Origin of the sequence: Caulobacter segnis ATCC 21756, from assembly GCF_000092285.1 — a bacterium.
GTDB lineage: Bacteria > Pseudomonadota > Alphaproteobacteria > Caulobacterales > Caulobacteraceae > Caulobacter > Caulobacter segnis.
Genome location: NC_014100.1, coordinates 4,580,169 through 4,601,561 on the forward strand (window position 1 = coordinate 4,580,169; position 21,393 = coordinate 4,601,561).

General features: G+C 68.3%; 18 protein-coding genes and 2 pseudogenes. 11 read left to right on the top strand and 9 right to left on the bottom strand.

Translation table 11 applies throughout. From position 1 onward, the window contains the following. Position 1: 1 nt before the first annotated feature. The 3 genes and pseudogenes from CSEG_RS21010 to dapF form a co-directional block, all read right to left on the bottom strand. Entirely contained in the window at positions 2-961 is a 960-nt protein-coding gene (locus CSEG_RS21010) for an endonuclease/exonuclease/phosphatase family protein (RefSeq protein ID WP_013081243.1), read from the bottom strand. A gap of 11 nt (positions 962-972) precedes the next feature. Then, a pseudogene (mtaB, locus tag CSEG_RS21015) lies at positions 973-2,303 on the bottom strand (tRNA (N(6)-L-threonylcarbamoyladenosine(37)-C(2))-methylthiotransferase MtaB). A gap of 3 nt (positions 2,304-2,306) precedes the next feature. Then, positions 2,307-3,161, bottom strand: a complete 855-nt coding sequence (gene dapF / locus CSEG_RS21020) for a diaminopimelate epimerase (protein ID WP_013081244.1) — start codon at positions 3,159-3,161, stop codon at positions 2,307-2,309. Positions 3,162-3,192: 31 nt separating this feature from the next. Between dapF and CSEG_RS21025 the strand changes: the two genes are divergently transcribed. The 3 genes from CSEG_RS21025 to CSEG_RS21035 all read left to right on the top strand — a co-directional run bounded on the left by CSEG_RS21025 (position 3,193) and on the right by CSEG_RS21035 (position 8,338). Then, entirely contained in the window at positions 3,193-3,993 is an 801-nt protein-coding gene (locus CSEG_RS21025; protein WP_013081245.1) for a potassium channel family protein, read from the top strand. Between the two features lie 64 nt (positions 3,994-4,057). Beyond that, positions 4,058-6,196, top strand: coding sequence for a prolyl oligopeptidase family serine peptidase (locus CSEG_RS21030; protein ID WP_013081246.1), 2,139 nt, complete (start codon positions 4,058-4,060; stop codon positions 6,194-6,196). Continuing rightward, positions 6,197-8,338: a prolyl oligopeptidase family serine peptidase gene (locus tag CSEG_RS21035; RefSeq protein ID WP_041538398.1), complete on the top strand. Its 2,142-nt coding sequence runs from the start codon at positions 6,197-6,199 to the stop codon at positions 8,336-8,338. 6 nt (positions 8,339-8,344) lie between these two features. Here the strand turns inward: CSEG_RS21035 and CSEG_RS21040 are convergent, their stop codons facing one another. Both CSEG_RS21040 and CSEG_RS21045 read right to left on the bottom strand, forming a co-directional pair. Further along, on the bottom strand, positions 8,345-8,680 hold the full coding sequence (locus CSEG_RS21040; protein ID WP_013081248.1) for a DUF2218 domain-containing protein: 336 nt from the start codon (positions 8,678-8,680) through the stop codon (positions 8,345-8,347). A 14-nt stretch (positions 8,681-8,694) separates the two neighbouring features. Beyond that, on the bottom strand, positions 8,695-9,273 hold the full coding sequence (locus tag CSEG_RS21045; protein ID WP_013081249.1) for a PadR family transcriptional regulator: 579 nt from the start codon (positions 9,271-9,273) through the stop codon (positions 8,695-8,697). Positions 9,274-9,562: 289 nt separating this feature from the next. On the opposite strand from CSEG_RS21045, the gene CSEG_RS21050 reads away from it, so the two are divergent. Genes CSEG_RS21050 through CSEG_RS21070 form a run of 5 tightly spaced genes read left to right on the top strand, consistent with a single transcriptional unit; the run spans position 9,563 to position 13,155 of the window. Further along, positions 9,563-10,384: an MlaA family lipoprotein gene (locus tag CSEG_RS21050; protein ID WP_013081250.1), complete on the top strand. Its 822-nt coding sequence runs from the start codon at positions 9,563-9,565 to the stop codon at positions 10,382-10,384. 13 nt (positions 10,385-10,397) lie between these two features. Continuing rightward, positions 10,398-11,036 carry an MlaC/ttg2D family ABC transporter substrate-binding protein gene (locus tag CSEG_RS21055; RefSeq protein WP_013081251.1) on the top strand — a complete coding sequence of 213 codons (639 nt, stop codon included), beginning with the start codon at positions 10,398-10,400 and terminating at the stop codon, positions 11,034-11,036. A gap of 31 nt (positions 11,037-11,067) precedes the next feature. Next, a complete protein-coding gene (mlaD, locus tag CSEG_RS21060) occupies positions 11,068-11,580 on the top strand; it encodes an outer membrane lipid asymmetry maintenance protein MlaD (RefSeq protein ID WP_013081252.1) in 513 nt (170 codons plus the stop codon). Between the two features lies 1 nt (position 11,581). Continuing rightward, entirely contained in the window at positions 11,582-12,391 is an 810-nt protein-coding gene (locus tag CSEG_RS21065; protein WP_013081253.1) for an MlaE family ABC transporter permease, read from the top strand. After that, complete coding sequence (locus CSEG_RS21070) at positions 12,388-13,155, top strand: ABC transporter ATP-binding protein (protein ID WP_013081254.1); 768 nt, start codon at positions 12,388-12,390, stop codon at positions 13,153-13,155. The genes CSEG_RS21065 and CSEG_RS21070 overlap by 4 nt, the downstream gene beginning before the upstream one ends. Positions 13,156-13,163: 8 nt before the next feature. Here CSEG_RS21070 and CSEG_RS21075 read toward each other — a convergent pair whose 3' ends face one another. Next, complete coding sequence (locus tag CSEG_RS21075; protein WP_083778437.1) at positions 13,164-14,087, bottom strand: hydrogen peroxide-inducible genes activator; 924 nt, start codon at positions 14,085-14,087, stop codon at positions 13,164-13,166. 212 nt (positions 14,088-14,299) lie between these two features. Between CSEG_RS21075 and CSEG_RS21080 the strand changes: the two are divergent. Continuing rightward, a pseudogene (locus CSEG_RS21080) lies at positions 14,300-14,853 on the top strand (carboxymuconolactone decarboxylase family protein). A 151-nt stretch (positions 14,854-15,004) separates the two neighbouring features. After that, positions 15,005-16,375: a crescentin gene (gene creS, locus CSEG_RS21085; protein WP_013081256.1), complete on the top strand. Its 1,371-nt coding sequence runs from the start codon at positions 15,005-15,007 to the stop codon at positions 16,373-16,375. A gap of 105 nt (positions 16,376-16,480) precedes the next feature. Here the strand turns inward: creS and CSEG_RS21090 are convergent, their stop codons facing one another. The 3 genes from CSEG_RS21090 to CSEG_RS21100 all read right to left on the bottom strand — a co-directional run bounded on the left by CSEG_RS21090 (position 16,481) and on the right by CSEG_RS21100 (position 20,386). Further along, a complete protein-coding gene (locus CSEG_RS21090) occupies positions 16,481-17,005 on the bottom strand; it encodes an SRPBCC family protein (protein WP_013081257.1) in 525 nt (174 codons plus the stop codon). Positions 17,006-17,070: 65 nt separating this feature from the next. Beyond that, positions 17,071-18,063 carry a TraB/GumN family protein gene (locus tag CSEG_RS21095; protein WP_013081258.1) on the bottom strand — a complete coding sequence of 331 codons (993 nt, stop codon included), beginning with the start codon at positions 18,061-18,063 and terminating at the stop codon, positions 17,071-17,073. Positions 18,064-18,259: 196 nt separating this feature from the next. After that, on the bottom strand, positions 18,260-20,386 hold the full coding sequence (locus CSEG_RS21100; protein WP_013081259.1) for a M3 family metallopeptidase: 2,127 nt from the start codon (positions 20,384-20,386) through the stop codon (positions 18,260-18,262). A gap of 123 nt (positions 20,387-20,509) precedes the next feature. On the opposite strand from CSEG_RS21100, the gene CSEG_RS21105 reads away from it, so the two are divergent. Continuing rightward, the gene (locus CSEG_RS21105) at positions 20,510-21,358 is read left to right on the top strand and encodes a glutamate racemase (RefSeq protein WP_013081260.1); all 849 of its coding nucleotides are present in this window, start codon (positions 20,510-20,512) and stop codon (positions 21,356-21,358) included. The last annotated feature ends 35 nt before the right edge of the window (positions 21,359-21,393 follow it).

The window sequence follows — 21,393 nt, forward strand, 5'->3', positions numbered from 1 at the left end:
CCTACCCCTTCGGCGCCAGCTTGAACGTCACCTTGTAGCCGTCGTGGTCCGACAGCACGGGCTCGGACGCGCCGTCGAACGTGGCCTCCACCGCGACCGGCGTCACCGTCACCTGTTCTCCGTCGAGAAAGCCGATCAGGTCCTGGGTGTCCAGCCAGGGCGCGTCGCCGTCATAGGAGATCTGGGTGTCGCAGGCCCCGGGACGATGATGACACCAGCGGCTGACCACCTCGAACGGATAGTCGGCCATCACGTGGTTGAAGCGCTCGGGCGAGTGCATGACGTTGAAGTCGCCGCCGACGATCAGCGGCGCGCCGGGCGTACGGTCTTCCTGCATGAACCGCTTCAGCTCGTCGGCCTGCAGGCGGTGGGCCTGAGTGGCCCGGCGACGGGGCACGCCCGAGGCGCCCTTGGAGTTCAGATGGGTGTCGGCGATTTCGACCGGCGTCGGCAGGCCGGCGACCTCCAGGCTGACCAACATGGCGCCCTTGTTGGCCAGGCAGTCCAAGCCCGCGCAATAGTGGTAGGCGTGCGACTTCACCCAGTTGATCGGATGGTCGCTCAGCACCCACAGGCCGCTGGAGCCCCACTTGCCCAGGCCCTCGCCTTTGCGGCGATATTTCACGCGGCGGAAGTCGGTCTTCTGGCCCTTCAGCATGTTCGGATCGCGCTGGCCCTTGTTCGGCCCTCGCGCGACGTAGTCGTAGCCGCTCTCGTCGATCAGATCCCAGATCTCGGAGCGAAAGCCCTCCTGGATCAGGACGACGTCGGGCTGACGTCCCGCCGCGCGCATGGCCGCCAGCTCGCGGCCGATCGCCTTCAACGCCTTGCCGCGCCCCGTTCGGACCGGCCAGGGCAGGCCCTCGACATTGTAGGTCATGACGCTGAACGTCACCGGAGGCAAGGTTTCGGCGCGCGCCGGCGCCAGCGTCAGGCTCGCGAGCAGGAAGGCGGCGGCCAACGCTCGCCGGATCAGGAGACCCGCTCCGCGATCACGCGCGCGCCGTCATGGCCCGTCACCTTGAAGGCGACGATCCGGCCCGCCGGCGCCTCGCCCTCGAAACGAATCTCGGTGAAGTCCTCGGCCCGCGCCAGGCCCTCGCGCTCGACGAGGCCCGACAGGAGGCGGCCGACCTGGCGCTCCAGGTGACGCTCCAGGCCCCGCTGACCCGCCTCGCGCAGACGGCGGGCGCGGTCCTTGATCAGCGGGCCCTTCACCGGCGGCATCCGCGCGGCGGGGGTGCCGGGGCGCGGGCTGTAGGGGAAGACGTGCAGGAAGGCGAGATCCGCCTCCTCGACCAGACGCAGGGTGTTCTCGAACGCCTCGTCGCTTTCGGTCGGGAAGCCGGCGATCAGGTCGGCGCCGAAGGCGGTGTCGGGGCGCACGCGGCGGACCTCGGCCACCAGCTTCAGGGCGTCCTCGCGGCTGTGGCGGCGCTTCATGCGCTTGAGGATCATGTTGTCGCCGGCCTGCAGCGACAGGTGCAGGTAGGGCATCAGGCGCGGCTCGGTCTCGAGCAGGGCGAAGAGGTCCGGGTCGATCTCGGCCGCGTCGATCGACGAAAGTCGAAGCCTGGGCAGGTCCGGGACCATGCGCAGGATGCGGCCGACCAGCTGGCCCAGGGTCGGCTGCTCGGGCAGGTCCGCGCCCCACGACGTGACGTCCACGCCGGTCAGCACCACTTCCTGGTAGCCCTCGGCGGCCAGCTTGCGGACCTGTTCGACCACTTCGGCGGCGGGGGCCGAGCGCGCGAGTTCCCGCGGCCATAGGGGATGATGCAGAAGGTGCAGCGGTGGTCGCAGCCGTTCTGGACCTCGACATAGGCTCGCGCGCGGTCCTTCAGGCCATCGATCAGGTGACCGGCGGTCTCCTTGACCGACATGATGTCGTTGACCCGCACGCGGCCGGTCTCCAGCAGCGCGCCGGGCGCGGCCTTCTCGGCGTTGCCGAGCACGAGGTCGACCTCGGGCATGGCGGCGAAGGCGGCCGGATCGACCTGGGCGGCGCAGCCGGTGACGATGACCCGCGCGCCCGGCCGCTCCCGGCGGGCCTTGCGGATCGCCTGGCGGGCCTGACGCACGGCCTCGTTCGTCACGGCGCAGGTGTTGAACACCACCGCGTCGGTGACGCCGTCGGCGGCGGCGCGGGCGCGGATGGCCTCGCTCTCATAGGCGTTCAGGCGGCAGCCGAACGTCACGACCTGGACGCCGTCCGGGCCGGAGGAAACGACGGCGGGACCGCCCTCCTCCCCGATCTCCGGCTTGGGCTTGGGCGTCGCCTTGATGACGGTGTAGGTCGCCATGGCTTAAGCGGCGACCGCCTCGGGCAGCTTGCCGGCGAAGTCCATGCTGACCGGGCCGGTCATGATCACGTGGCCATCGCTTTCGCGCCATTCGATGGTGAGCGCGCCGCTCTCGAACTCGACCTTGGCCTTGCGGTCGGTCAGTCCCCGGCGCACGGCGGCGACCTGGGCGGCGCAGGCGCCGGTGCCGCAGGCGGCGGTCAGGCCCGCGCCCCGCTCCCAGACCTTCAGCCGGATGTGGTCGCGGCTCTCGACGTGCGCGAAGCCGACATTGACGCCCTCCGGGAACAGCGGGTGGTGCTCGACCAGGCTGCCGGTCTTGGTGGCGAACTCGTCGCTGACCGGCGCGTCGACGAAGAAGACGACGTGCGGATTGCCCATCGAGACGCAGACCGGGGTGTGAACCCACGGGGCGTCGATCGGGCCGACCTGCAGCTCGACGCGGGCGGTGTCCATCGCCTCGGCCAGCGGGATCTGGCTCCACTCGAGGCGCGGCGGACCCATGTCGACCGTGACCAGCTTCTCGCCGGCGGCGACGCCCGACAGGCGCCCGGCGACGGTGTCGAAGGCGACCTCGGTCTTGCCGGCCGACTGCATCAGCAGCCACGCCACGCAGCGCGTACCGTTGCCGCAGGCGCCGGTCTCCTCGCCATCCGAGTTCCAGAACCGCACATAGGCCGACGCGCCCTCGGCCTTGGGCGGGTCGATGGCGATGACCTGGTCGCAGCCGATCCCGCCGTCCCCGCGTTTGGCGATCGCACGGATCTCCTCGGGGGTCGGCTCGAAGTTCTGGGTCAGGGTCTGGACCACGACGAAGTCGTTGCCCAGGCCGTTCATCTTCAGGAAGGTGCGGCTCATGGTCGGGCTATATAGTGGAAAGCCAAGAAAAATGCACCGCGACGATCAGCGTCAGGACAAGGGCGAACTTCGCCTCCGGGCCCGATTGCGCGCGCTGTACCATGGCGCATCGCCGACAGCGGTCCGGTTTCGCTACGCGATCATCCTGATCGACATCGCGATCATCGCCTTCTTCATCGCCGCGCCGCTGATGCAGCGGCATGGCGTGACCTTCTATCTCATCGACTATGGGGTCGCGACTTTCCTGGCGCTGGATCTGGCCGCCCGGGCCGTGGCGCACGGGGACATCAAGGCGTGGCTGAGAAAGCCGATCGTCTGGCTTGATCTGTTTGTCCTGGCGACCCTGCTGTTCCCGGCCTGGCTGTTCAACTTCGGATTCCTGCGCGTCCTGCGGCTTTGGACCCTGATCCACAGCGAGTTCTTCTGGCGCACGATCGGGCGACGCTACGACGACACCCGGGTCGAGGACGTGACCCGCGCGGCCAGCTCGCTGATCACCTTCGTCTTCGTGGTGACGGGGTTCGTCTATACGAGTTTCGCGGGCCGGCACGAGGGGATCGGCGGCTACGTGGACGCGCTCTATTTCACGGTGACCAGCCTCACGACCACCGGCTATGGCGACGTCACCTTGCCAGGCGTGTGGGGCAAGCTGCTGTCGATCGCCGTGATGCTGGGCGGGGTGTCGCTGTTCATCGGCCTGATCCAGTCGATCCTGCGGCCCCACAAGGTCGTCTACCAATGCCACGCCTGCGGCCTGCGCCGGCACGATCCGGACGCTGTCCACTGCAAAGCCTGTGGCGTTCTGCTGAACATTCCCGACGACGGGGTCTGAACTTCCTTTCTTGCGGCCCGGCAAGCTCTGGCGCTGGAGAAAATTTCCGATACCGTCCCGCGCCATGATCCTGCTCCGCACCTGCTCCGCGATCGCCTTGGCCGCGATCCTGTCCTCCGTCTCGGCCACCGCGGCCACAGCGCAAGACACCGATCCTCATCTGGCCCTGGAGGGCGTCGAAACGCCCTCGTCGCTAGCCTGGGTGAAGGCGCAGAACGACAAGACCCTGCCAATCCTGTCGGCGGATCCGCGCTTCGCGGGGCTGCAGGCGAACGCCTTGACGATCCTGGCCAGCAAGGACCGGATCGCGATGCCGAACTTCATCGGCAAGACGGTCTTCAACTTCTGGCAGGACCAGACCCACGTGCGCGGCGTCTGGCGGCGCACGAGCCTGGAGTCCTACAAGTCGGCCAGTCCGCAATGGGAGACGGTGATCGATCTGGACGCCCTGGCCGCCGCCGAGGGCAAGAACTGGATCTGGAAGGGCGCCGACTGCCGCCCCAAGACCCATGACCGGTGCCTGGTCAACCTGTCCAACGGCGGCAAGGACGCCGTCACGGTCCGCGAGTTCGACCTGACGACCAAGGCCTTCGTCGATCCGTCGGCCGGCGGCTTCGTCCTGCCCGAGAGCAAGCAGACGATTGAGTGGCTGGACGCCGACACCCTGATCCTGACCCGCGACTGGGGTCCGGGCACGACCACCGACAGCGGCTACGGCTTCGTGATCAAGACGCTGAAGCGCGGCCAGGTCCTGGACCAGGCGGTCGAGGTCTATCGCGGCCAGAAGACGGATGTGTCGGCGCGGCCGAACGTGCTGCGCGACGCCAAGGGCAACCGGGTCGTGCTGATCGAGCAGGCGACCGACTTCTTCAACAGCCTCTATTTCGAGTGGACCCCCAACGGGCTGGCGCAACTGCCGCTTCCGAAAAAGGGTGGCGTGGTCGGCATGCTGGACGGGGCGCTGGTTGTGAAGACGGAGGAAGCCTGGACCTTCGCCAACATCACAATGCCAGCGGGCAGCCTGGCTCTCGTATCGCCTGAGCGTCTGCGTCCGGGCAACGAGATCGTGGTATCCACCGGCTGTGACCCTTGCGCGATCCTATCGCCTGGGCCTCGTCAGTCGATCGCCCAAGCCACGGTCACCGACAACCGCGTGGTCGCGGTCGTCTATGACAATGTTCGCGGGTCTCTGGTTAGCCTGGAGGACAAGGGCGATCGGGGTGGCGTGGTGAAGACCAGCCTGCCGGTCACCGACAACGCGGCCGTGACCCTGGGCTCGCATTCGGACGAGGGCGACCTCGTATTTTACACCGACGAGGGCTTCACTACCCCAACCCAGCTAAGACTAGCCGACGCGACGAAATCGACCGCTGAGACCGTCAAATCCCTGCCCGCTCAGTTCAACGCCACGAACTTGGTGGTCGAGCAGAAGTCGGCGACGTCGAAGGACGGCACGAAGATCCCCTACTTCCTGGTCCACAGGAAGGATTGGACGCTGAACGGCCAGAACCCAACCCTGCTGCACGCCTATGGCGGCTTCAACCTGTCGAAGCTGCCGGTCTACGACCCGCTGATCGGCAAGCTGTGGCTCGAGCGCGGCGGGGCCTACGCGGTGGCCAACATCCGGGGCGGCGGCGAGTTCGGTCCGGCCTGGCACGAGGCGGCGCTCAAGGCCAATCGCCAGCGCGCCTATGACGACTATTTCGCCGTGGCCGAAAAGCTGATCGCCGACAAGGCCACCTCGCCGCGCCACCTGGGCGCCTATGGTCGCTCGAACGGCGGGCTCCTGATGGGCGTGGCGATGACGGAGCGCCCGGACCTGTGGAACGCGGTGGTGGTCGAAAGCCCCCTACTCGACATGATCCGCTACACGGTGCTGCCCGCCGGCGCCTCGTGGATCGGCGAGTATGGCGACCCGGCCATCTCGGCCGAACGCGCCTGGATCGAGAAATACAGCCCCTATCAGAACCTGAAGCCGGGCGTGAAATACCCGCTGGCCTACATCACGACCTCGACCAAGGACGACCGCGTCCATCCGGGCCACGCCCGCAAATTCGCCGCGCGCCTGGACGACCTGAAGGTCGACCACCTCTATTTCGAGAACACCGACGGCGGCCACGCCAACGGCGCCGACCCCAAGGCCAACGCCCGCCGGTGGGCGCTGCACTACACCTACCTGTCGCGCCAGCTTATGGACCACTAGATGAAGCGTCTTGTTCTCGCCCTCCTTGCTTCCACGAGCTTTATGACCCTGACCCCCGCGATCGCCGCCGACAGCGCCAAGCCCGCCGAGGCCCGCACGCCGCTTTCCGAACTCGGCAAGGACGATCCTTATCTGTGGATGGAGGAGATCGAGGGAACCCGCGCCCTCGACTGGGCCAAGGCCCAGAATGCGCGCAGCCTGGGCGTGCTGCAGGGCGACGCCCGCTACGCCGACCTTCAGGCCAACGCCTTGGCCATCCTGAACGCCAAGGATCGGGTGCCGGGCGTGTCGTTCGCCGGCGACGGGTCCTTGCGCAACTTCTGGCAGGACGCCGATCACGTGCGCGGTCTGTGGCGCAAGACGACGCTGGACAGCTATCGCACCGCCGAGCCGGTCTGGGAGACGATCCTCGACATCGACGCGCTCACCAAGGCCGAGAACGCCAACTGGGTGTTCAAGGGAGCCAGCTGCATCCCGCCGGAGGAAACCCGCTGCCTGGTCGCCCTGTCGAACGGCGGCAAGGACGCCGTGACCGTGCGTGAGTTCGACACCACGACCAAGAGCTTCGTTCCGGGCGGCTTCGTCCTGCCCGAGGGCAAGCAGAACTACACCTGGTTGGACAAGGACACGCTGCTGGTGGCCCGCGAGTGGGCCCCGGGCGAGCTGACCGACTCCGGCTACGCCTATGTCCTGAAGACCCTGAAGCGCGGCCAGACGCTGGATCAGGCGGTCGAGCTGTTCCGAGGCCAGAAGACGGACGTCTCGGTCAGCCCCTTCGTGCTGCGCGACGCCGACGGCAAGGTCGTGGCGGTGTTGGCCCACCGGGGCGTCACCTTCTTCGAGAGCGAGGTGTACCTGCTGGAGGGCGCCAAGCCGGTGAAGCTGGACCTGCCGTTGAAGAGCTCGATCCAGGGCTATGTCGACGGCCAGATGATCGTGCTGGTGGAGCAGGACTGGCCGGCGAAGGGCTTCAAGACCGGCGACCTGATCAGCTTCGATCTCGCCAAGCTGAAGGCCGCCCCGCACAAGGCGACCGCCACCCTGGTGCTACGCCCCACCGCCCGCCAGTCGGTCGAGCAGGTCCAGACCACCCGCACCAAGCTCGTGGTCGGCATGCTAGACAATGTGAAGGGCGCCGCCAAGGTCTTCACCCACGGCCCCTCCGGCTGGACCGTCCAGAGCCTGGACCTGCCGGCCAACAGCGCCATCGGCCTGGGCTCGTCGGACGACAAGAGCGAGCGCCTGTTTGTCACCGTCACCGGCTACCTGACGCCGACCACCTACTGGCTGGCCGACGCCGGCGCGTTGAAGCTCGAACAGGTCAAGGCTTCGCCGGCGCGGTTCGACGCCTCGACCCACGTCGTCGAGCAGTTCGAGGCGACCTCGTCCGACGGCGTGAAGATCCCTTACTTCGTCGTCCGCCCCAAGGGCGTGAAGTACGACGGCCAGGCCCCCACCCTGCTCTACGCCTATGGCGGCTTCCAGGTGCCGATGACCCCCGGCTATTCGGGCGTGATGGGCAAGCTGTGGCTGGAGCGCGGCGGGACCTACGTCGTCGCCAACATCCGGGGCGGTGGCGAGTTCGGCCCGGCCTGGCACGAGGCGGGCCTGAAGGCTAACCGCCAGAAGGTCTATGACGACTTCTTCGCCGTGTCGCAGGACCTGATCGCTCGCAAGATCACCTCGCCCCGACGCCTGGGGATCATGGGCGGCAGCAACGGCGGCCTCCTGATGGGCGTGGCCCTGACCCAGCGGCCCGAGCTCTACAACGCCGTCGTCGTGCAGGTGCCGCTGTTCGACATGATCCGCTACAGCCAGATCGGGGCCGGCGCCTCGTGGGTCGGCGAGTACGGCGACCCGGCCATCCCATCCGAACGGGCGGTGATCGCCAAGTACGACCCCTACTCCAACCTGAAGCCCGGGAAGAAGTATCCCGAGGTGTTCATCGAGACCTCGACCAAGGACGACCGCGTCCATCCGGCCCACGCCCGCAAGGCCGCGGCGCGCATGATGGAGCTGGGCTATCCGGTGCTCTATTACGAGAACATCGACGGCGGCCACGCCGGGGCGGCCAACCTCGCCGAGACCGCCCGCCGCCAGGCGCTGGAGTACACCTATCTGACCCGCCGATTGATGGACTGATCGGCGTTAGTGGACGGCGTTGATCCGGATCGCCGCGGGATCGACGCCGCCGGCCGGCCAGGCTCTCGTCCAACCGTATTTCAGTTCGCCCTCGCGGAAAGCGAAGCGGTCGAGGTGCTTGGCCACCACGTCCTCCAGGCGGGCAAGGCCCTCCAGGTCGGCGGCTTCGACGGTGATGTCGAGGCCGTCGGCGTGGGCGACCATGCGGCAGGTCCCCAGCGGCAGCGGGAACAGGGCCGAGGTCTCGTCGTAGCGGACCTCGAACTTGTGGCTCCAGTGCTTGGCCAGTTGGGTCATGTAGCGGGCCGCCTTGTCGGTGGCGACGCGAGCGTGGCTCTCCATGATCGCGCCTCCCCTCAGATCGACTCGATGGCGGCGGCCGCGTCGTCCAGCGCCTTGGCCACGGCGGTGATCTGCTCGGCCGAGAGCTGGCCGCCGTGCAGCTTGAGCCGCAGGGCCGTCTTCAGGTTCTCGCGGGCCCGCAGGATCTGCGGCGAGAAGGCCGCGCTGGCCGAGGCGGCTTCGGCCATGCGCTCGAACAGCGAGCGGACCGGCGCGTCGTTGCTGGCCAGGAAGGCCTCGCCCTCGGGCGTGATCGTGTACAGCTTCTTGCCGCCGCCGGCGTCGCTGGCGGTGACGTAGCCCATCTCCTCGAGCAGGGTCAGGGTCGGATAGACCACGCCCGGGCTGGGGCTGTAGGCGCCGCCCGCCGCCGTCTCGATGGCCTTGATCAGCTCGTAGCCGTGGCTGGGCTTCTCGGCGATCAGCTTCAGGACCACGAAGCGCAGGTCGCCGTGATCGAAGAACCGGCCCATGCGGCCGCCGCGGCCGCGACCCGGATGGCCGCCGTGGAAACCGAACGGGTGACGGCCGTGATGCTCGTCGCCTCGGCCCTCCCAGCGGCCGCGATGGTGGTGATGATGTCTTCCAAACATGTCTTTTCGACTCCGTTTCGTTATATCGGAATTACAGATATATCGGAATCGGATCGCGTCAAGAGCTATTTTCGATATATCTGATTGTGCCGAGAATCGGTTGCACGCCGGAAAGGGCGGCGGCGCGGACCGCTCAACCTTGGGAAAGTATCCCCCGACTGCGACCTCTCCGCCTCAGTCCCACCGCAATCGGCGCAAAAGAAGACCAGAGTGTACGGAAATGATCGCTTCAATCTTGATACGGAGCAGAGCGTCAATACATGGGGGCTTCAGAAGCAGGAGCACTCGCGTGAGCGACCAGGATCAGAGCGCGCGCCGCAAGGCGGCAGGTCGGCGTTTCTTCGCCGCCGGACTCGCCGCGGCCTCGGGCCTGCTGGCGTTCGCGCCCATCGCCCACGCTGAGGAAAAGGTCGCCGGCTCCGTCGAGGCGAACGATCCGCTCGAAGGCTTCAACCGTGGGGCCTTCAAGCTCGGCATGGGCCTGGACAAGGTGCTGCTGGCGCCGATCGCCCACGGCTACATGGCGGTGACGCCCAAGCCGGTCCGCGAGCGGGTCAGTTCGGCCGTCTATAATCTTGGCGAGCCCAACACCGTCATCAACATGGTGCTGCAAGGCAAGCCCAAGCGCGCCATGCGGTCGACGACGCGCTTCATCGTCAACTCGACCGTCGGCGTGCTCGGCCTGTTCGACGTGGCGTCGAAGATGAACCTGCCGCGCCGCGACTCCGACTTCGGCCAGACCTTCGGCTACTATGGCGCGGGTCCCGGGGCCTATATCTACGTGCCGCTGATGGGCCCGCTGAACGTTCGCGACGGCGTCGGCCGGGCGCTCGACATCGCCACCGACCCGGTCGGCGCGGTGGCGGGGGGCGTCAGCACGGACTTCGGCAAGGCGCGCCTGGGCGTGACCATTCTCGACGTCCGCGCCTCGGCCGATCCGGCGTTCCATGCGTTGAAGGACTCGTCGGACCCCTATGTCACGGTCCGTTCGGCCTATGGCCAATACCGCGAAGCCTTCATTCGGCAGGCGACCGGCGAAGCCGAGGACCTGCCCGATTTCGACGCGCCGCCCCCGGATGCTTCAGCGCCGGCCGCGACGCCCAATCCATAGTTTGACTGGTAAGATGATGAACACCTCCACCACCCGGCGCGGCGCCCACGCCGCGCTTTTGGCTTTCTTCGGCGCCGTCGCGATCGGCGCGCCCGCCATGGCCCAGCAAGCCCGCGACCCGGGCGCCGAAGCCTTCGTGCAGGCCAAGGCCCAGCGCGTCATTTCGGTGCTGGCCAACAAGGGCATGAGCGAAGCGCAGAAGAAGCAGATCTTCCACCAGGCGGTGGACGAGCTGGCCGACGTGCCGCGCATCACCAACTTCGTGCTCGGCAAGTACGCCCGCACCATCACGCCGGACCAGCGGGCCCGTTTCGCGCCGGCCTTCCGGACCTACGCCGAGAACGTCTACCAGGACCGCATCGACGACTATAAGGGCGAGGTCCTGAAGGTGACCGGCTCGGTCGTGCGCAAGCCCGGCGACGTCATCGTCAACACCACCATCTCGGGCGGCCAGATCAGCCAGCCCCTGCCGGTGGCCTGGCGCGTGCTGGGCGGCGGCCAGACCTGGAAGGTCGTGGACGTGCAGTTCAAGGGCGTCTGGCTGGCGATCACCCAGCAGCAGGACTTCGTCTCGACGATCGACAACGCCGGCGGCAACATCGACGTGCTGATCAACCAACTTCAAAAGGGGCAGGCCGCCAAGGGTCGCTAGGCGACACGGGGCGTCCGAGGACGGATAAGACATGGCGTTGCGCGAACAGTGGGCCGAGACGGCCATGGGCGTGGTGGTCCTGGCTCTGGCCGGCGGCTTCCTGACCTATTCCCTGAGCGTGGGAGGCGTTTCGACCAAGCGCGGGAACTACGAGATCAGCGCCAAGTTCGGCGAGGCCGGCTCGCTGGCGGCCGGCGCGGCCGTCAGCGTGGCGGGCGTCAAGGTCGGCACGGTCTCGCAGGTCACGCTCGAGCCCAAGACCTACCTGGCGGTCGCCAAGCTCAGCATCGATCCGACCGTCAAGCTGCCGGCCGACTCGACCGCCAAGATCACCAGCGACGGCCTGCTGGGCGGCGCCCATATCGCCATCGCCCCCGGCGCCTCGCTGGAGGACCTCAAGCCGGGCGGCGAGATCGAGAATACGCAAGGCGCCGTCGACATCTTCGGCCTGATCGGCTCGGTGATCCGTCCGCAAGGCGGCGGCTCGGGCGACAGCGCGGCGGCGCCCGCGCCGTCGGCCTCGCAACCGGCCGAGAGCTACTGAGATGACCGCCGGCGAGGCGGCCCGGAAGGTCGCCCTCAATCCTATCCAAGCGCTGGGTCGCTCGACGCTGGCCGCCGTCCGCATGGTCGGGGCGGTCGGGGTGTTCGCCGCGCGCGGAACGGCGGCGGCGCTGAGCCCGCCGTGGTTTCCGGGTCAGCTGCTGCGCCAGTTCATGGCGATCGGCTTCTTCTCGCTGCCGGTCGTCGGTCTGACCGCCGTCTTCACCGGCGCGGCCCTGGCCCTCAACATCTTCACCGGCGGCGGCCGCTTCAACGCCGAGCAGGTGATGCCGCAGATCGTGGCCCTGGGCATCACGCGCGAGCTCGGGCCCGTCCTGGCCGCCCTGATGCTGGCCGGCCGCGTCTCGGCCGCGATCGCCGCCGAGATCGGGGCCATGCGCGCGACCGAACAGATCGACGCCATGCGCACCCTGTCGACGGACCCCTTCCGCTACCTGGTCGGGCCCCGCCTGCTGGCCGGCGTGCTGATGCTGCCCCTGCTGACCGCCGTGGCCGACACCATCGGCGTCGCGGGCGGCTGGCTGGTGGCCACGCGCGTGCTGGACTTCAGCCCGACCGTCTACATCCGCAACACCATCGACTTCCTTGAAAGCTGGGACATCGTCTCGGGTCTGATCAAGGCGGCCGTCTTCGGGTTCATCGTGGCGCTGATGGGCTGCTACCACGGCTACAACGCCTCGGGCGGGGCGCGCGGCGTCGGACGCGCCACGACCCACGCGGTCGTGTCTTCGGCGATCCTGATCTTCGCGTCCGACTACCTCCTGACCACCTTCTTCACCCATATGTCATGACGCAGACCCCGAAACTGGCCTGGAAGGGCGTCACCAAGCGCTTCGGCGACCGGGCGGTCCTGGACGGCCTCGACCTGTCGGTCGCGCCCGGCCGCTCGCTGGTGATCATCGGCGGCTCGGGGCAGGGCAAGTCGGTGACCATCAAGACCGCGCTCGGCCTGATGCGGCCCGAAGGCGGGCAGATCGAGCTGGACGGTGAGAACATCGTGGGCCTGCCGGAAAGCAAGCGCCGCAAGCTATTCTCGCGGATCGGCGTGCTGTTCCAAGGCGCGGCGCTGTTCGACAGCCTGAGCATCTGGGAGAACGTCGCCTTCCGTCTGCTCAACGCCGACGGCGTGCCGCGCAAGCAGGCGCGCGAACGGGCGATCGACGCTCTGGAGCAGGTGCGCCTGGACCCCGCCGTCGCCGACCGCTTCCCGTCGGAGCTGTCGGGCGGCATGCAGAAGCGGGCGGGCCTGGCCCGCGCCGTCGTCGCCCAGCCCGAGATCCTGTTCTTCGACGAGCCGACCACGGGCCTCGATCCGATCACGGCGGCGGCGATCAACCAGCTGATCTCCGACCAGGTGCGTCGCCTAGGCTCGACGGCGGTGTCGATCACCCACGACCTGGCCTCGGCCCAGACCATCGGCGACGAGATCGCCATGCTGCACGGCGGCAAGATCGTCTGGCGCGGACCGGCCGCCGACCTGCACGTGACCGACAATCCCTATGTCCGGCAGTTCGTGGAAGGACGCCCGGACGGCCCGATCGCTCACGCGGTCTGATCCGGCGCTCAGGCCGCTTCGCGCAGGGTCTCGGCGAGCAGCCGACCCTCGACGGACCGGCTGGAGCCCGAACGCCACGCCACCACGATCTCCCGGCTGGGATGCTCCGTGGCCAGGGGCCGCACGGTGACGGCGGCCTTGTCGGTCAGCCCCGCCTGCACCGCCATGGCCGGCAGGAACGAGACGCCGAGGCCCGAGCCGATCATCTGCACCAGGGTCGGCAGGGAGGTGGCTGCGAAGCTCTCTTCCTCGCCCACGCCCCCATTTCCATACCGGGACGGCGCCTCGAGGCCGCAGGCGGCCAGGGCGTGGTCGCGCAGACAGTGACCATCCTCCAGCAGGATCAGATCGTCGCCCCGCAGGCTGTCGGGATCGACCCGGATCGAGGCGGCCATCGGATGGTTGGCGGGCGCGGCGGCCAATAGCTCGTCGTCCTCGACGTGAGCCCAGTCGAGGCCGCTCATGTCGTAGGGCAGGGCGATCAGGGCCGCGTCGAGCGCCCCGGCCTTCAAGGCGCCGATCAGCCTTTGGGTCAGGTCCTCGCGCAGGAACAGCTTCAGCTTGGGGAAGCGGTCGCGCAGGACGGGCAGGGCGCGGGGCAGCAGATAGGGCGCCACGGTCGGGATCACACCTAGCCGGAACCGGCCGGCCAGCGGCTGGCCAGCGCCCCGGGCGGCCTGAACCAGGTCCTCGGCCCGGGTAAGGATATCCTCGGCCCGGCGCACGGCCTCCTGGCCGGCGGCGGTCAGGATCACACCCGATCGCGCCCGGTCGACCACCGGCGCGCCCAGGATCTTCTCCAGCTCCTGGATACCGGCCGAAAGGGTCGGCTGGGTGACGTGGGCGTTCTCGGCCGCGCGGCTGAACGAGCCGTGCTCGGAGAGCAGCTTCAGATATTGCAGTTGGCGCAGGGTCGGCAGCATGAGCGACATATAGGCGCTTTCTATCGAAATTCCAAAAACTATCGATTGGATAACTTTGGGGCGGAGGCGTATCACCACGCGTGGCGAAAGGCTTCGGGCGTCTCCCCCCACCGGCCCGAAGCGCCCCGCCAGCCTCCCGGTCCGCCGCCAGCCCCTCTCCGGCGGACCGGGACGCCCCTCTCGGACAATGCTATGCGGCGGTCTTCGCATTGGAGCCGCCCATGTCGATCGAAGCCTTGCGCGCCGCCCTGCCGGCCTATGCGCGGGATATCGCCACGAACCTCTCGGTCCTGGCCGAGGAGACCGTCCTCCCCGACCAGGCCAAGTGGGGCTGCTTCGTCGCCAGCGCGCATGCGGTCGGCGAACCCTCGGCCCTGCGCGCCATCGAGGCGGCGGCCGTCGCGGCGGGCGCCTTTCGGCCGAAGCGCTCGAGGCGGCCAAGACCGCCTCGGCGATCATGGCCATGAACAACGTCTATTTCCGCGCCCTGCACCTGATGACCTCGCCCGCGTACCGCGACCTGCCCTCGCGTCTTCGCATGAACCGCCTGTCGCGCCCGGGCGTGGCGGCGGTCGACTACGAGCTCTGGTGCGTCGCGGTTTCGGCGATCAATGGCTGCGGCGCGTGCCTCGACAGCCATGAGGCCGAGCTGCGGGAACGCGGCGTCCCTACGGCTCAGGTCCAGGCGGCGCTGCGGATCGCGGCCGTGGTGAACGCGGTGGCCCGGGTGCTGTCGGCCGAATCCGCCGCTAATCCCCAGAAATGGGGCGTTTGAGCGGGGTCCGCGACTCCCGGTCGCGGTTAGCCCTACTCGACATTCATCCTGTCCGTGAACTAGGTTGTTAACCTCTGGGTAAGAGATTCGCGGCGTTCGGCCGTCGTTCCTGAGGAACGCGTCGGGCTCGCATGGGGCGAAGGTGGGCGAGATGAGACTGCTGTCCAAGAATTCTCGGGAGAAGAACGTCAAGCCGGCCGTCCTCGGGGACGATCGCAGCGAGACGATGCTTCACCAGATCGAGTCCACCCAGGCCATCGGTCAGCGCTACGAAACCATCCATGGCGGCCTCGACAGCATCGGTCGGGTCATGGAGCACCTGAAGGCCATCGAACCGCTAATCGCCGAGATCCGCGGTCCCGTCGCCCAGGAGTTCGAAGCCCGCCGCGCCGAGCACGCCGAACTGATCGCCCTGCGCGCCAACTTCGATAGCGCCCAGCGCCAGATCGCCCAGATCCAGGCCGAGGAGCGCGAAGTCAGCGCCCGTCTCTCGGCCGCCGAAACCGCCCTCGGCGAGTCCGAAGCCCGCCGCCAGAGCCAGGATGTCACGCTCGAGGACAACGCCCTTGAGATCGACCGTCTGCGCAACGCCCTGCTGCAGTCGGACCTGAAGGTCTCCAACCTCGACGCGTCCTTGCGCGACGCCAACGCCCGCATCGAACACCTGGTGCAGGACGTCGAAGGCCTTCGCGCCCAGGCCCAGGACATCGACACCCGTCGCGGCGACGCCGAGGCCGCTCTGGCCCGCGCCAACCAGGACAACGCCCTGCTGGGCGAGGAAGCCGCCACGCTCAAGAAGCGCGTCGACCAGGCGGGCCTGGATCTGGCCCGTCTGTCGCGCATCGAGACCGATCTCGAAGCCCAGATCGCCGCCGAGCGCGCCCGCGTCCAGGCCCTCGAGAACGCCCTGGCCGCCCACCAGACCGACAGCGGCCGCACCGTCCGTGGCCTGGAAAGCCAGGTCGAGGCCAGCCGCGCCGAGATCTCGGCGCTGCAGACCCGTCTCGAGACCGCCTCGGGCCGCGCCGACAAGCTGGAAGAGATGAACACCCAGCTCTCGGCGCGCCTCGCCGAGTCCAGCGCTCACCAGAAGGCGGTGGAGCGTCGCGCCGGCGATCTCAACGTCGCCCTGGAGCGCGCCCTGGAACGCATCCGCGCCCTGGAGGAAGAGGCCGAAAGCCTGCGTCAACGCCACGCCGGCGTCGACACGGCCCGCGCCACGGCGATCGAACGCGCCGACCAGCTGGCCAAGAGCGGCGTGGCCCAGGAAAAGGCGATGAAGCGGGCCGAGGAACGCGCCCAGCAGCTGCGGGCCCGCCTGGACGCCATGCAGGAAGCTCAAGACCAGATCCGTCGCGAACACGAGGAAAAGGTCTCCGAGCTGCAGGCCACGATCGAACGCCTCACCTCGGAAAACGCCCTGGCCGAAGGCGCCCTGGAAGCGGCCCGTCGCGACCGTTCGCGCCTGCAGATGGCGCTGCTGGGCGCCAGCGGCGACAGCGACCTGGCCGACGTCGGCTGATCCGAGATACACGCCCGGCGAACGCCGGGGCGGTCGCCAGAAATGATAGCGCCCGCGATCCTGTCCGGATCGCGGGCGTTTCTCATTCAGGCCTGGGACCGCGCGCTATTTCGCCGCCTCAACCGCCGCCTTCAGCCCCGCGACCTGCTGGCCGATGACGCCGTCAACGCCGCCGGCCCATTTGTCGAGACCGCCCTTCAGGTAGCCGCCGACGTCGTAGGCGACGGTCACCGTGGTCTTGCCGTCCTTCTCCGCGAGCAGAACGGTCAGCGCCCCCGTCGCGCCCGAGGTTTGCAGCGGCCCCAGCGCGCCGAACAGCACCAGCTTCTGTCCCGGCGCGGCATGGACGGTGGTCATGTGCAGCACCGATCCGCCGTTGGGCAGCCGCTCGCAGAAACAGCCGCCCGACGCCGCCGCGAGCGACAGGTTCGCGGCCGAGCCTGACCAGGTATGGGCCGGCGACCACCACTTGGCGGGCTGGACGAGCACGCCCCAGACGACGGCGGCCGGCGCGCTCACCACCACCTCGTGCTTGACCTCGAAGCCGTTGGGCTGGGCGTCGACCACTTCCGCCAGCGCCGCGCCCGGGGCGAGCAGGGCCAAGCTCGCGGCCATGATCATCCGTCTCATGTGGGTTCCTCCCCCAGAAGCGGAGCGGAGGCTGACGGCTTCAGCGGCAGGCCGTCAAGACGCCGCTACTCGACCGGCGAGGTTATCGTCGCGCCGCCCGCCTTCAGGCGGTCGAGCACGCCGTTGGCGGGCAACAGGAAACCCAGATCCACCACCGCCACGGTGACGCCAGGCCGCTTCAGGGCCTGGGTCATGGCGTCGGTCGTCAGCACAAGGCCCTTCTCCAGCAGCTCGGCCCCACCCGGCGCGTGGATCAGACACCGCTGGGCCGCGCTGGCGCGATAGCGGGCGCGGACAGATGCGAGGTCGCCCTCGGCCCAGTCCTGGCCGATGGTGGTCGAATGCGCGCCGTCATAGGCGATCTCGTCCAGCGCCACGCGCAGGCAGTAGAGCTGGTCGTCGGCCGAGAGCTTCGAGGCGATCGTCGTCACCGCGCTCATCCGGTACTGGCCCACGGCCTTGACCTTCAACTTGCGGGCCTTGGCCATGCGCTCGACCGTGCTGACCGGCTTGGCTTCGGAGAGGCCCGCCGCCTGGCGGAAGTCCGACAGCAGCAGGAAGCCCGCCACGGCCGGCTTCCAGTTCTTGTACTCGCCCGCGCCCTTGCGGGCCTGGGTCCGGGACTCGACGAACCGAGCCTTCAGGTCCGGCGGCAGCTGGTCCTCCAGCGACTTGCCCAGCGGCTGGCGCAGGCCGGCCCCGAACCGCAGCACGAAACTGGCGATCTGGGTCACGCCCACCGAAGCCTCCGGCGGCACGAGCACCAGGCTGGCCTTGTCCAGCGCCTTCTCCAGGCGCGGGCTGGACCATTTCAGCTGGTGGGGCAGGGGCGGGGCCGAGCCCAGGATGTAGAGCCGCGCGCCGTCCTTCTCGACCAGCCAGACAGCGGGGCCCGGCGGCTTGGCCACGACCGTCAGCTCGGCGACCACCGCGCTTTCGTCCTGGGCGGGCGCCGGACCAAGCTCGACGGTCGGCGGCGGCGCGGTCTGGGCCAGGGCCGAGGTCGACAGGATGAGGGAAAGGGCGAGGGCGGGCAGGACGGACTTGGACGCGGCCATCGAAACTCCTTCAGCCCCCGCCGATATCTAGCCCTTCTGCCCTGGCGGGAGAAGAGCTTGCCCCGCACCCGATCCGGGGTGTCAGCGAAGCTGGCGGACGAGGGGTCGCACAAACGGAAACAGCCGCGACAGCGGTCAGGCTGTCGCGGCGGTCCTGGTCTTCAAACCCTCATCCGCGAAGGGAGAGGAAGATCGCTTAAGCCCCCGGCGGCACGGGGAAGCCGCGCTTGCGCATCAGGGCGCCGATCTTGACGTCGCGGCCGCGGAAGGCGCGGAACTGCTCGACCGGATCGATCGTGTTGCCCTTGGACATGATGTCCTCGTAGAGGCGCTTGGCCACGGCCTTGTCGTAGAAGCCGCCCGGTGCTTCCTGGAACGCCTCGGCCGCGTCGGCGGTCAGGGTGTCGGCCCACAGATAGCTGTAATAGCCGGCCGAGTAGCCGTCGCCGGAGAAGACGTGGCCGAACTGCGGCGTGCGGTGCCGCATGACGATCTCCTTGGGCATGTTCAGCTTGGCCAGCTCCTCGCGCTCGAACTTGTCCGGATCGATGTCGGCGTCGCCAGCCAAGTGCAGCTTCATGTCGATCAGGGCCGAGGCCAGGTACTCGGTCGTGCCGAAGCCCTCGCCGAACTTGCCGGCCGCCTCGATCTTGTCGACCAGGGCCTGCGGGATCGGCTTGCCGGTCTGATAGTGCAGGGCGAACTGGTTCAGCACCTGCGGCGTCGACAGCCAGTGCTCGTTCAGCTGGCTGGGGAACTCGACATAGTCGCGCGCCACCGCCGTGCCCGACACCGAAGGATAGGTCGCGTTGGCGTTCAGGCCATGGATGGCGTGGCCGAACTCGTGGAACAGGGTGGTGGCGTCGTCCCACGAGATCAGCAGCGGCTCGCCCGGCTTGCCCTTGATGAAGTTGGAGTTGTTCGAGACGATCGTGGTGACCTCGCCCTTGAACCGCTCCTGCGTGCGATAGGCGTTCATCCAGGCGCCCGAGCGCTTGCCCGGACGGGCGTAGGGGTCGAAGTACCACAGGCCGACGTGCTTTCCGCCGCGAGTCACCTCGTAGACGGTGATGTCCTCGTGATAGACGGGGATGCCCGAAAGCTTCTTGAATTCAAAGCCATAGAGCTGGCCCGAGGCCCAGAACATGCCCTCGCGCAGCTTGTCCAGCTGCAGGTAGGGCTTCACCTCGTTCATATCGAGGTCGTACTTGGCCTTACGGACCTTCTCGGCGTAGTACCGATAGTCCCAGGGCTCCAGCTTGAAGCCGCCCCCCTCCTTGTCGATGATCGCCTGCATGTCGGCGACGTCGATGGCGACCTGGGCGATGGCCGGCGTCCAGACCGCCTCCATCAGCGCCATGGCGTTCTCGGGGTTCTTGGCCATGGCGTTCTCGAGACGCCAGTGGGCGTGGGTCTGATAGCCCAGCAGCTTGGCGCGCTCGGCCCGCAGCTTCAGGATCTTGGAGATGATCGCGTTGTTGTCGGTCGCGCCGCCGTTGTCGCCGCGATTGACGAAGGCGCGCCAGACCTTCTCGCGCGCCGCCCGGACCGGGGACTCGGTCAGGAACGGATCGACGCTGGAGCGGGTGTTCACGATCACGAACTTGCCGGGCAGCTTGCGCGCGGCGGCGTTCGAGGCGGCGGCGGCCTTCAAGCCCTCGGGCAGGCCGGCGAGGTCGGCGTCGGAGAGCTCGATCCAGGTGTTCTCGTCGGCCAGCAGGTTCTGGCTGAACTTGGTGTAGAGGCCGGCCAGCTCGGTGTTGATCGCGCCGACCCGCGCCTTGGCCGTCGGGCTGAGCTTGGCGCCCGACCGAACGAAGTTGGTGTAGTAGATCCACAGCACCCGCTGCTGCTCAGAAGTCAGCTTGGCCTTGTCGGGCGCGTTGTAGACCGCCTCGATGCGGGCGAAGAGCGGGGCGTTCTGGTTGATCTTGTCAAAGTGGGCCGAGAGCTTCGGATCCATCTCCTCCTCGACCTTCTGGAACTCCGGCGTGCTCATGTTCGAGCCCCAGATGTAATAGTAGGTCTGGACGTCGTTCAGGCCGCGACCCGCGTCCTCCAGCGCCGCGATGGTGTTCTCGAAGGTCGGCGCGGCCTTGTTGGCGGTGATCGCGTCGATCTCGGCCAGGTTCTTGGCCATGGCCGCCTCCAGGGCGGGCTTGAACTGCTCGACCTTGACCTTGTCGAACGCGGGCACGCCGCCGTAGGGGCCCGTCCACTTCTGGAGCAGGGGATTGGTCGCTTGGGCCATGGACACGCTGGGGCTGAGGGCGGCGACCGCGCCGGTGGCGGCCGCGGAGGCAAGGAAGGTTCGACGTTGCACGGAGGGTCTCCGGTGGAAGTTTGGCAGGACCGTAGGGCAAGGCTTTCGAGCCGTCACATGACAGGACTGTAACCTTTCGCGCCCCGCGTGACAGGCGCCCGCTTGGGGCGCTAAAGCTGGCGCATGATCGGCGTCTTCGACTCCGGCGTGGGCGGCCTGACGGTCCACCGCGCCCTCGTGCAGCGTCTGCCCCAGGCGGACTTCACCTATCTGGCCGACCAGGCCAACGCGCCCTATGGCGTGCGGACCGGCGAGGACATCGTCGCGCTGACCAAGGCCGGCTGCGAGCACCTGTTCGACCGGGGCGCCAGCGTGGTGGTCCTGGCCTGCAACACCGCCTCGGCCATCGCCCTGCGCCGCCTGCAGCAGACCTGGCTGCCCAGCTATCGCAAGGAACTCGGCCGGCCGGTCAACATCCTGGGCATCATCGTGCCGACCATCGAGAAGGCCACGGGCCTGCCCTGGGAGCACGAGGCCGAACGGCGCGGCGAGAAGGTCGAGCAGCTGGACATCCTGGGCGTCTTCGCCACCCAGGCCACGGTCCGTTCGCGCGTCTATGAGATCGAGATCGACAAGCGCAAGCAGGACCTGGCCGTGTTCTCCGAAGCCTGCCCCGAACTGGTGCCGCTGATCGAGGGCGACGCCTCGGCGGTCGATCTGGCCAAGGCGGTCCAGGGCCATGTCGAGGCGCTGAAGACCCGCATCGGCCGCTATCCGGACCGCGTGGTGCTGGGCTGCACCCACTACGAGATCATCGCCGACATCTTCCGCGCGGCCCTGCCGGCCGGCACCCCGCTGATCCAGCAGCCCGAGGCCACGGCCGACGCGCTGGAGCTCTATCTGGAGCGCCACCCGGAATATGACCCGGGGCAGGGGGGAAGCCGCGTCTTCCTAACGACCGGAACGCCGGGGCCGCAGAACGGCCTCGTCCAGAGCTTCTGGGGCGGCCCGGTGGCGTTCGACGCGGCCTGATAAGAGAGCAGAGACAAGCCCTGCTCTCCCAGGAA